This window comes from Aquimarina algiphila, assembly GCF_007489275.1.
Taxonomy (GTDB): domain Bacteria; phylum Bacteroidota; class Bacteroidia; order Flavobacteriales; family Flavobacteriaceae; genus Aquimarina; species Aquimarina algiphila.
Map to the genome: position 1 here is coordinate 46,285 of NZ_VLNR01000064.1, position 11,287 is coordinate 57,571.

The following is an 11,287-nucleotide window of genomic DNA, read 5'->3' on the forward strand; positions in this document are numbered from 1 at the left end:
ATGAAAATTATTTCCGCATTATTCCTGTTTTTCTTTATGACTACTGATGTCATTCGTATTGAAGATATACGAGATTCTTACAAAACCTGTACTGTTTCTAAAGAGAAAGCAGATCAGTTTTATGAATTGACAGAGAAAGCACTACAAAATGACGGTGCTATTTATCAGGGATATCATGGAGCCGCCTTAGCATTAAAAGCTTCTTTTTCCTGGAACCCTTTTAATAAGTTGTCTTATTTTAATAAATCAAAGAAAGTAATCGATAAATCAATTGAATTAGAACCTGATAATATAGAACTAAGAATGATTAGGTTAAGTATACAATCTAATGCGCCCAAATTAGCAGGATACTATAAGAATATTGAAGAAGATAGGGACTTTATGTTGGCTAATATTGATAAAGTTAATAATGAAGGTTTAAAAGCGTATTTAAAAGGTTTTATTGAGCATTCTGATGTCTTTTCAAACTCTAATTAGTCGCGTGATACTTTTTTACAATGAATCATGATTTTTTTATTTGTATGATCTGTGGTGAAAAATAAATAATCATCACCTCCATCTTTAATTTTTAACTTTTTTCTCAATAAAGCCACACTTTCTGGAAAGTTCCGCGTAGTTACATTAGCTTTTGTAATTCCTGATTTTGCTATTACTTTTTTCTGATAGAGATATACAATAAGAATTTCAAAACTCCTTCCGGGAAAATCGATGATTTTTTCAGAAGTATAAAGATGAGAGTGATTATGAAGCTTTTTTAATCCCAATGTATTGCCAATAATTAGAAAACCACCACTTTTTAGAATAGCGGCATTGGGTTCATAAAGATAAGATTTAGGAGCGCTTAGGTTTAATGGTTGTTTGATCTCTTCATTCTGAAAAAAAGAAAACTCTTGGTTGCCAGATTTTTGAATATTAACGGTGATCATTCCAATTTCACCAGTATAACCCTTATTTAGAATCCATATCAATTCCTTAACTTCATTATCTACAGCCACAATATGAATTTCCTTAACATATTGTAATGCTTTAATTCCGGTATGAATATCTAATAGCGGCGAGGTTTTTATCATGATATTAGAACTCTTGCCAAATAAAAGTTCTAAGTTATTAGGTACATTAGGAAGACAATCTTCAAGAAAAAATACTTTTCCTTTACTATCATGTCGTCTTGAAGGATCAATATATATCCAATCTACAGTACTCTGATTTTTAAGAATTTCTAATCCATCTCCATGTATAGTAGTAATATTATTTACCTCTAATATCTTAAAGTTATGTGTAGTGATTTCACTTAATGAAGCATTGAGTTCACAGTGAATTACTTTTTTAATTCTTTTTGCGAAATAATAATCATCGACTCCAAACCCGCCGGTAAGGTCAATCAGAGTTTTTCCCGAAATGAGGTTACTTTTATATAGTGCTGTGGCTTCAGAAGAAGTTTGTTCGAGGTTTAAGGTTGGGGGATAATATATTCCACTTTTGGTATGCCACAAAGGTAATTTTCTTTTGGTCTTACGATTTCCTTGAATTTGCTGTGCTAATTCTTGGATGGTAATATCTTTAAATGGACTTCCGCTTAAAATTAGTATACTTAAATCAATAGAACTATTGGATTTCTCCAGGATAAACTCTTGAACCTCTTTATGTAAAATTTTAGTATTCAATGCTTTTTACTTCTGACTGCGATTTACAAATCCTTGGTCAATGTTTTTACAATCTTATATTCTGAAAGGAATTCTTTGGCAATTACTTTTATAGCAGTATAAAATGGAACCGCAACAATAAGTCCTCCTATTCCAAAAAGCAGTCCAAAAATAAGAATGGCTAAAAAGATTTCCAGAGGATGAGATTTTACACTATTTCCAAAAATTAATGGTTGATTAAGGAAATTATCTATCAATTGAATAATGAGGTATCCTATGAGAATGTAAGTCAGTTTAGGTAAGATTATGGTTTGAAAATCTAATCCCAGATTACTGGTAATCGCCAAAATGAGTACAAATATGCCTCCGAATAAGGGACCTATGTATGGAATTAAATTAAAAATAGCTGCAATGAGTGCCACAGCAATAGCATTATTAACACCAAATATTAGTAATAATATAGTGTATAAAATAAATAGAATACTAACCTGTAGTAGTAATCCAACAAAATATCGAGAAAGTAAATCTTTGATTTTGGTAAAAGCTCTCATGAACTTGTTTTCATCTTCTTTTTTTGCAAAAACTAATAAACTATTCTCCAGAAGTTGACTATCTTTTAATAGGAAAAATGAAATAAATAAAACAGAGAACAACCCTATCAAAACAGCTCCAAAACCACTTAAAAATGAATTTATAGCATTTGGTATTATTTTAAGATCAAAAAACTGCATTAAATCAGTTTGTTTAATCAATTCTACAACATTTAATTTATCTACTTTAAGGTAATCACTTACATCTTGATTAAGTCTGTCGAGGTCTTGCCCAACTTTATTGATATCAATTTCTCCTATTAATTGCCCTTGTTCACTTATGATAGGAACGAATAGCATGAAAATACTTAAAAACAACCCTATGGTAATGAATAGTGTTACAACTACAGCCAGAGTGTTGTTAAACTTCAGTTTTCTTTTAAGAAATAATACAAATGGTCTTCCCATTAAAGAAATTACTCCCGCAAAGGCAACATAGATGAGAACGGATTGTATTTTATATAGAAACCATAGTAATCCCAAAATACCAACAATAATTGCTACTGCTCTTAAAATACCATATGCGATTGTTTTTGAATTCATCTATCTAAATTGTTTTATATCTGTTAGAATTAATCCGAATCGATGATACTATCCATCGATATCTCCAATAGCATAACTACCATTGATATTTAAAAATGCAAAATAGAAGATTTTTGGCGTTTCTTTGGTATTGAAAGTTAATTTCCAAACATACCATTTACCTTCAGATTCTTCTTGCGTAATAAACTCGGAAAACTCATAGTCATCATATTTTTGGAATTCTTGAATACGATGACATATATTTTGCACGCGCTCTAACTCTTCTTTGTTTTTAGAATTGCAAGTGTCTTTCCATTTTCTCTTACTATCCTTACCTCTATAAACAATGTAAGGAGCTAATTGATCACACTTATTTTGTTTACATAATTCAAAAATAGTCAATAATGTCTTTTTTACAGTTTCTTGTTTATCTGTATCTTGAGCGTGAGATTTTATAGGTAGTATTAAAACAAGTAAGATGATAACTGATATTTTTATTGAATTTGAAATCATATGAATAAGGTTAATTAATCTTTAGGTATTATTGATGCTATATAAAAATACTTCTTTTTAGGTTTAATAATGATATGATAACTTTTGTGTAATTTCATAAAGTGCAATTCCTGTTGCTGTAGCAACATTCATACTACTATTGTTACCGTACATATTGATATGAATACTCTGTTTGACCTTGGTGAGAATTTGATCAGAAACACCAAAATTTTCTTCCCCTATAATCAAGGCTATTTTTTCATTAGCTTCAATTTTATATTCTGAAACAGGAATACTGTTATCTGTAATTTCAAGAGCTAGTAATGTATATCCATTAGATGTAAATTGTTCTATTGTACTAAGAATATTTTCAACTTGATGATAAGGGATAATTTCATGAGTAGCTCTTGCTGTGCGTTGCATTCGTTTACTAATAACCGATATACCTTCTCCACAAAAATAAATTTGTTCGATACCAAAACTATCTGCTATTCTAAAAAGGCTACCAATATTAGCAGGAGAATTTACTTGATCGCAAATAAGAGTAATAGGGAATTGATTTTTTATAAATCCCGAACTGTGATGATGGAGTTGTTCTGCCATTAATTGTTAGTTCTCAAAAGCGTATTTAATAATATTTGCTCCCATTTTAAGAGCTTTTGTTCGAACTTCTTCTGGATCATTGTGAACTTCGGGATTTTCCCAACCATCCCCAAGATCACTCTCAAAAGTAAAAAGAAGTATTAATCGGTTTTCATGAATAATCCCTAAGGCCTGAGGCCGTTTTCCATCATGTTCATGGATTTTGGGTAGCCCTTGAGGGAAATCATATTTAGAAGAAAAAACGGGGTGTGTACTGGGTAATTCTACTAATTTTTTATCTGGAAATATTTTGACAAGCTCTTTTCGAACATAAGGCTCCATACCATAATTGTCATCAATATGTAAAAAACCACCACTCAATAAATAATTTTTAAGATTTTCGGCATCTTGTTCTGTGAAAAAGACATTACCATGACCAGTCATATGAATATAAGGATACTGAAAAATATCAACACTTTCTGGTTTTACCGTTATAGGTTTAGCATTAATTGTGGTATTTATATTTTGATTACAAAACCGAATCAGGTTAGGTAGTGCAGTGGGATTGCTATACCAATCGCCACCACCTTTATATTGTAAGATGGCAATATCCTGACAGCAAACCGTTGCCGAAATCAAAAGAAAGAAAAGAGATACCGTAAGTTTCCCCATAATAATCGTCTAAAAATAAGACCTAAAAGTACTAAAATTATGGAGATGATAAAACAACTTATGATGGTATTAATACTTATTGTATCGGTAGGTGTTAATGCACAGGATATTGATAAAACACCAATTGTATTAGAATTATTTACTTCTCAAGGGTGCAGTAGTTGCCCTCCGGCAGATAAACTACTTGATGAAATAAAAAAACAATATAAGAATCAGAATGTATTTGTATTGTCGTATCATGTGGATTATTGGAATAGGTTAGGTTGGAAAGATCCATTTAGTTCACCTTTATTCAGCGATTATCAAAGAGAATATGCTTTACAATTTAATAGTAGATCTATTTATACTCCGCAATTAGTAATTAATGGTAGTGAACATTTTACAGGCTCAAATCGTATAAAGGCTGATCAGGCTTTAAAAAAATATTCAAGTTTAAAAGCAAATACAGAAATTGTTTTAAGTGATGTGAAGAAGGAAACTGCTAGTATAACTTTGGATTATAAGGTTAATGGAGGCGTATTTGATAATATAACATTGGCTTTAGTTGTTTCTGAACGAATAACAGATATTTCGAGAGGAGAAAATCGGAACCGTACTTTAAAGAATACGAATATTGTTGCAGGTCGTATTATAAAAAATGCAGATTCTGGAAATATATCAATTACGATCCCAGAATGGATTTCAGAAAAGGATGAACTTGCAGTTATTGCCTATACCCAAGATAAATCATTGAAGACCACAGGAGCTACTAGAATAGAAATATTGTAAAAATGTTGGATTCTAATTTGTAAGAGGAATAACAATTCCTTTGTTTATAGATTATGTTTATTATTATTCTGAGACAGATCAGAATCCATTTTTAATGAAGCCACAATAGTACTATTGTGGCTTTTTTATATAATAGTTTTAATAATTCTAGTTCATTCTGAGTATTTTAGTAAAAGGATTATTTGATGGAGAATGATTAATATAAAAGTTTTGAAAAATGGAAATACAGGATATAGATAATTTTTTGAAATATTATTCGAGAATAAAAGGACGTACTAAGGCACTATTTGAATATATACCAGAAGATAAAATTGAATGGACTATTAAGGAAGGAAAATTCACAATAGGAGATATTATTAGACATTTGGCACTCACAGAACGATTTATGTATTTAGAAAACATTCAGTTAAAGCCAAGTTTATATACAGGATGTGGAGAAGATTTTGCAAAAGGATATCAAAATACGATTAACCTTTATACTGAATTAAATATAGCATCAAATAAAATCATTTCAGAATTAGATAGAAAGTCATTACAACAAAAATGTGAGACACCAGGAGGTCATAAAATCACAATCTGGAAGTTGCTTAGAGCGATGGTGGAGCATGAAATTCACCATAGAGGCGTTCTATATACTTATCTTGCATTATTAAATATAAAGACACCTCCAATATTTGGATTATCCTCTGAGGAGGTAATACAACATTCAAAAAAACAGTAATCTTAATAGTTGTAGAGTACACTAAATCTTATTTAAGTAAATAAGGCTTCCTGTATTAAGAGTTTTAAAGAAAAAACTTTATTAGAGTCCAATATTTTATATAGTTTTTTTTAAAAATATTTGCGTAACCGAATGATTACATATATATATGTAACCGATCAGTTACATAATAAGATGAGAAGAGATGTTTTTCAGGCGATAGCCGATCCAGTTAGGAGAGATATTATAGAATTAGTTTCAAATGATACATTAACAGTGAATGAAGTAGCTGAGAAATTTGAAATTAGCAGGCCTGCAATTTCAAAACATATTAGAATTCTAAATGAATGTGGAATCATTGAAATTAGCCAAAAGGGTAGAGAACGATACTGCCAGATTCAACCAAAAAATTTAATTCCAGCTTTTTTATGGATAGAGCAATATAAGAGTCTATGGGAAGATAAAATTGACTCATTTGAAAATTACTTAATGAAATTACAAACTAAAAACAAAGAGAATGAATAATCAGAATGATGCAAAAAATCGTACAGTAACAATAGAACGAGTTTTTAATGTGCCGATATCTTTGGTATGGGAAGCATGGACTCAGCCAGAGCATATAGCCGTTTGGTGGAGTCCAAAAGGAATGGAAACTAAAGTGATAGAACACGATTTTAGGGTTGGTGGAAATTGGAAATATACCATGGAGATGCCAGATGGAAATGAATTTATAGCAGATGGAGTGTATTCTGTGATTCTGAAGTTTAAAGAAATACGTTCGTCTGCAAACTTCAAACCAATGACAGAAGGTGTAGAGATACAGGCATTGTTTGAAGAAAATGGGGATAAAACCAATTTCACCTTTAATATTATTCATGCAACAGAGGAGTACCGCATTCAACAAGAAAAGATGGGAATCTTAAATGGCTGGGGCTCTGTTTTTGAAAGGCTTGAAGAGCATCTTAAAGTTACTTCTAACTAACCTGACATCATTTAGAAATATTAGGATTCATATAAGTATTCAATTAACCTTTTAAAAAAATAAACATATATGAAAACAATGACTTGTAATCAATTGAATGGAGCTTGTGATATAGAATTTCATGCAGATACCTTTAATGAAATAGCCGAAATGAGTAAAAAACATGCTATGGAAATGTTCCAAAAAGGAGATGAGGCTCATCTTGCCGCTATGCATAAAATGCAGGAACTAATGAAATCACCTGACGCAATGAAAGAATGGTTCGAAAATAAAAGAAAAGAATTTGACAGCTTGCCTTAGAAATGATAGTGATAGTAAATAAACGTATTACTAATAGAATATTAATACCTAAAAAAGAGTAAGCAATAAGGGCTTACTCTTTTTTTCATTATTTTTAATCGATCACAGTAATTAACAGAAAGAGTAAAAAGAAAGTTTTTATATAGTATATCATAATGAACTATGTTTGTAATTATAATGTCATGATAGTATTTATTGGCAATTTATAAAACTCAAAAGAACTTCAGTTATTTATTAAAAGGCCAAAATGGTATTGAAAGCTATGAATTCACTTTTTTATGGTGATGACAATCGATTTAGAGCACCATGGAGGATATTACTATTTAGTATACTACTATTACTTTCTGTTTTACCTTTGATATGGGTGAAAAATTCTGTTTTGCAGTTTTTTGGAGCTGTTGTTATTTTGATTGTTGGGTTATACTTAAACGCAAAATATTTAGATAAAAGAAATTTTTCAGAATATGGTATTGTATTTAAGAAAAATACTATTATTTATTTCCTTACAGGAATTATTATAGGAATAACTTCTGTTGCTATATTATTAGGAATAGGTAGTTTAATTGGTGCGTTGTCTATAACAGAGTTTTCAACCCGTCTAAATATTGTAGCGTTATTGTTTTTTGGCGTTAAAATGTTTTTTGTAAGTATTTGGGAAGAAACATTTTTTAGAGGATACCTCTTTACCAATTTTAATGAAGGATTTCAAAGTAGTATTCTTTCAAAAAATCAATCTCTTATAGTTGCTCTATTATTATCCTCAGTATTATTTGGCTTGGCACATTTTAATAATGGCAATGCTTCATTTCTTTCTATTTTTTATCTTTCTATAAATGGGATTGTTTGGTGCGTTCCCTTTATAATTACAAAAAACTTAGGCTTGTCAATAGGATTACATATGTCATGGAATTTTGCTCAATCCAAGTTATTTGGTTTTACAATGAGCGGAAATAGATCTGAGGAATCTTTTATTAAAATTAAAAATATAGGTACCGATCTATGGACAGGGGGCGAGTATGGTCCTGAAGCAGGGCTTTTGGGGCTTATTGGGTTTGCTCTAATGCTTGTTTTGTCATTGATGTATTTAAAGATTAATCGTATAAAAATCATATAATATTTTCTTTCCTTTCCTAAGAGATCCTGTATGTTTCTATAAAGTTATCTAAAGAATTCATTTCTCAAATAACTATTTTATTTCATTGATCGACCATGCAATAGTTAAAAAAATCGATTTAAAATAGTATGTTCAATAATAATTCATAGTTTTGTAAATGACTGACCAGTCAGTCAGTATTTGATTCTAAATAACTATGAATAAAAAAGACCAAATTGTTGATGCTGCTACAAAACTCTTTTCAGAAAGAGGTTTTGAAAATACTCCAATTTCTTTAGTTTGTGAAAAAGCCAATGTTTCTAAGGGGCTTATTTTTCATCATTTTAAAACAAAAAATGATTTATTAAGAGAAATATTTTCAAAAACAACCCAACTAATAGTAGAGATTAGCAATTCTAAACAAACGCACAATACGGCTCAAGAAAAATTACTCGAATTAATAGAATCATTTTTCACACAATTAGAATTAGACAAAATGCTTATTCAATTAAACTTAAATATAATACTGCAACCTAACACAAGAATTATTTTAAATGATCTCATAAAAGAGAGGTCTTCTTTTATTTTGAATTCTGTTAAAAGTATTTTTCGTGACATTGATTCCAAAAATTCATTGGTAATGAGTTACTTATTTATTGCAGAGTTAGACGGGATTGCCCTCAATTATTTATGCATTTTTGATGAGTATCCTTTACAACAAATCAAAATACATATTATTAATAAATACAGTAAATAATGAAATTTATAAAAACAGATGATATTGTTGTTATTGATAAGTTTAGGGAAGAACTTTATCAAAAGTTTTCTGCCCCTATTGATGCCATGTGGGAAAAGCTTTATATAGCTTCTTCTCAAACGTATTTAATAGAGCATGTTGACCAGAATATTGGATATTGTTGTATAGATGATAAAGGTAGTTTATTACAAATTTTTCTTTCTGATAAATATAATTATCTAATGTATAATGTCATTCAATCTTTGATTGAATCCAAATTGATAAGTTCAGCAAGCTTAAGCTCTATTGAACCGGTTTCATTTAATGCCTGTTTATCTCATTCAAAATCTATACAGACGAATACATTATGTTTTCAATATGTTAATAGAAAATCAAAAAACGAATCTTCATTAGATGTAAAGCTAGTTTCAGAAAGAGATACTCAAGGAATAAAAACTTTCCTTATGGATCAAATAGGATTTGAAGATGATTTTGGATACACAGAAAACCTAATTCAAAGAAAAGAATTTTATATGGTAAAAGAATCTGAAACTATAATTGCTACCGGTGAATGTAGGCTTAGTGATTCTCAGTTAGATATTGCAGATTTAGGAATAATCGTCAATAAAGATTACCAAAAAAGAGGATTGGGTACAGAGGTTTTACAACAACTGGTAAAAAAGGCTCAGGTGATGAAAAGAAAGCCTATATGTTCTACTACTCAAGACAATATAGCTTCAAGAAAAGCAATAGAAAAGGCAGGGTTTTATTGTTCCCATATCATTTTTGATATCAATTTTAAAGAGAATAAAATACAATTATAATGACATATCAAGATTTAGGATATAACGATAGACTTGAAGCATATAGAATCCAACAAAATTTGGATTCATTCGAAACTGGTAGAGTAATAGCTGAACATAAAGAAAGATATGTTGTTAAGACTTGTGAAAATGAGTTTAATGCCGAACTTATAGGTAATTTAAGATTTACTGCAGAAAACAGGTATGATTTTGCCGCAGTTGGCGATTGGGTTGCTTTTTCTGAATATGATGAAGGTAAGGCTTTGATTCACGCTATTTACCCTAGAAATTCTATTATAGAAAGACAAGCTGTTGGTAAATCAGGACAAATACAAATTATAGCAGCAAATATTGATTTTGGTTTAATAGTTCAGGCTGTTGATAGAGATTTTAATCTGAATAGATTAGAAAGATATTTAACCATTTGTAACGCTTCTAATGTAGCGCCTGTTATTGTATTAAACAAAATAGATTTAATAAGTAAAACCGAGTTAGAATCTATTAAGGATAGAATTAAACAAAGAATTAGTGATATTCTGGTATTTACCGTGAGTCATCAAACAGCAGGGTATAAAGACTTAGAAAGTTTTATAAAAAAAGGAAATACATATTGTTTGCTTGGATCTTCTGGAGTAGGAAAATCTACACTCCTTAATAACCTTTCTGGACAACTACAGATGAAAACAGGTGAAATAAGCTCTAGTGTAAATAAAGGAAAGCATACCACAAGCCATCGAGAGTTAATAGTGTTAAATAATGGAGGTATTTTGATAGATAATCCAGGAATGCGAGAAGTAGGAATTGCAGATACTACAAGTGGACTAGAAACTACATTTGAAACCATTTTCGAATATGCCCAAAACTGCAGGTTTAAAGATTGCACACATCTACATGAAAAAGGCTGTGCTATATTGAAAGCTGTAGAAAATGGTGAGATTGATGAAGACTCATATTCTAACTTTTTAAAAATGGAAAAAGAAAGAATGTATTTTGAATCGGATGCTAGGGATAGGAAAAAAAAGGATAAAGATTTAGGAAAAATGATTAAAAATGTAAAAAAACAAAGAAAAAATAATAAGTACTAAATACAGAGTTTAAACTTTTTTTAACTGATCAAAAAAGTTTAAACTACTTCTTATATTAAAAACCTTCAAACAAATATGTATTTGTTCTCCGCGAATATAACTTTTGGTGTATGTGTATGGCGAAAAAGAAATATCTTTAAATAAATACTAAGCTGTGCAAACAGTTATAATTTATCATTTCTGAATTTGACTGGCTATTTCGGAGTGACTGTGCCACCTATTTCGGTCAAATGGTGCCACTAAGAGAGATCTTGCAATAATAGTTAAATTTTGTTATTAGTCCTTTTTAATTTTTCCTTTTCTTAATGATTCCCCCACA

At 30.0% G+C, this 11,287-nt stretch carries 15 protein-coding genes; 10 read left to right on the top strand and 5 right to left on the bottom strand.

Features of this window, described 5'->3' with window-relative positions; genetic code table 11:
* Positions 1 to 477 carry a hypothetical protein gene (locus tag FOF46_RS23685; protein ID WP_143918191.1) on the top strand — a complete coding sequence of 159 codons (477 nt, stop codon included), beginning with the start codon at positions 1 to 3 and terminating at the stop codon, positions 475 to 477.
* Here the strand turns inward: FOF46_RS23685 and FOF46_RS23690 are convergent.
* The 5 genes from FOF46_RS23690 to FOF46_RS23710 form a co-directional block, all read right to left on the bottom strand.
* Positions 474 to 1,664: a class I SAM-dependent methyltransferase gene (locus FOF46_RS23690; protein WP_143918192.1), complete on the bottom strand. Its 1,191-nt coding sequence runs from the start codon at positions 1,662 to 1,664 to the stop codon at positions 474 to 476. The two genes, FOF46_RS23685 and FOF46_RS23690, sit on opposite strands and share 4 nt — an antisense overlap.
* Positions 1,665 to 1,687: 23 nt before the next feature.
* The gene (locus FOF46_RS23695) at positions 1,688 to 2,776 is read right to left on the bottom strand and encodes an AI-2E family transporter (protein ID WP_109438319.1); all 1,089 of its coding nucleotides are present in this window, start codon (positions 2,774 to 2,776) and stop codon (positions 1,688 to 1,690) included.
* Positions 2,777 to 2,824: 48 nt separating this feature from the next.
* Positions 2,825 to 3,268 carry a hypothetical protein gene (locus FOF46_RS23700; RefSeq protein ID WP_143918193.1) on the bottom strand — a complete coding sequence of 148 codons (444 nt, stop codon included), beginning with the start codon at positions 3,266 to 3,268 and terminating at the stop codon, positions 2,825 to 2,827.
* Positions 3,269 to 3,331: 63 nt separating this feature from the next.
* Positions 3,332 to 3,850: a TrmH family RNA methyltransferase gene (locus FOF46_RS23705; protein WP_143918194.1), complete on the bottom strand. Its 519-nt coding sequence runs from the start codon at positions 3,848 to 3,850 to the stop codon at positions 3,332 to 3,334.
* Positions 3,851 to 3,856: 6 nt separating this feature from the next.
* Positions 3,857 to 4,501, bottom strand: coding sequence for a DUF4159 domain-containing protein (locus tag FOF46_RS23710; protein WP_143918195.1), 645 nt, complete (start codon positions 4,499 to 4,501; stop codon positions 3,857 to 3,859).
* Between the two features lie 39 nt (positions 4,502 to 4,540).
* On the opposite strand from FOF46_RS23710, the gene FOF46_RS23715 reads away from it, so the two are divergent.
* From FOF46_RS23715 to rsgA, 9 genes are all read left to right on the top strand, one after another.
* Positions 4,541 to 5,269: a DUF1223 domain-containing protein gene (locus FOF46_RS23715; RefSeq protein WP_143918196.1), complete on the top strand. Its 729-nt coding sequence runs from the start codon at positions 4,541 to 4,543 to the stop codon at positions 5,267 to 5,269.
* Positions 5,270 to 5,486: 217 nt separating this feature from the next.
* The gene (locus FOF46_RS23720; protein ID WP_143918197.1) at positions 5,487 to 5,990 is read left to right on the top strand and encodes a DinB family protein; all 504 of its coding nucleotides are present in this window, start codon (positions 5,487 to 5,489) and stop codon (positions 5,988 to 5,990) included.
* A 132-nt stretch (positions 5,991 to 6,122) separates the two neighbouring features.
* Positions 6,123 to 6,494, top strand: coding sequence for an ArsR/SmtB family transcription factor (locus FOF46_RS23725; protein ID WP_244299731.1), 372 nt, complete (start codon positions 6,123 to 6,125; stop codon positions 6,492 to 6,494).
* Positions 6,487 to 6,951: an SRPBCC family protein gene (locus tag FOF46_RS23730; RefSeq protein ID WP_109438325.1), complete on the top strand. Its 465-nt coding sequence runs from the start codon at positions 6,487 to 6,489 to the stop codon at positions 6,949 to 6,951. The genes FOF46_RS23725 and FOF46_RS23730 overlap by 8 nt, the downstream gene beginning before the upstream one ends.
* Positions 6,952 to 7,020: 69 nt before the next feature.
* Positions 7,021 to 7,251, top strand: a complete 231-nt coding sequence (locus FOF46_RS23735) for a DUF1059 domain-containing protein (protein WP_143918198.1) — start codon at positions 7,021 to 7,023, stop codon at positions 7,249 to 7,251.
* A gap of 262 nt (positions 7,252 to 7,513) precedes the next feature.
* On the top strand, positions 7,514 to 8,365 hold the full coding sequence (locus tag FOF46_RS23740) for a CPBP family intramembrane glutamic endopeptidase (RefSeq protein WP_167571932.1): 852 nt from the start codon (positions 7,514 to 7,516) through the stop codon (positions 8,363 to 8,365).
* Positions 8,366 to 8,561: 196 nt separating this feature from the next.
* A complete protein-coding gene (locus tag FOF46_RS23745) occupies positions 8,562 to 9,101 on the top strand; it encodes a TetR/AcrR family transcriptional regulator (RefSeq protein WP_109438328.1) in 540 nt (179 codons plus the stop codon).
* Entirely contained in the window at positions 9,101 to 9,904 is an 804-nt protein-coding gene (locus tag FOF46_RS23750; protein WP_143918200.1) for a GNAT family N-acetyltransferase, read from the top strand. The genes FOF46_RS23745 and FOF46_RS23750 overlap by 1 nt, the downstream gene beginning before the upstream one ends.
* Positions 9,904 to 10,968, top strand: a complete 1,065-nt coding sequence (gene rsgA / locus FOF46_RS23755; protein WP_143918201.1) for a ribosome small subunit-dependent GTPase A — start codon at positions 9,904 to 9,906, stop codon at positions 10,966 to 10,968. The genes FOF46_RS23750 and rsgA overlap by 1 nt, the downstream gene beginning before the upstream one ends.
* Positions 10,969 to 11,287: the final 319 nt, after the last annotated feature.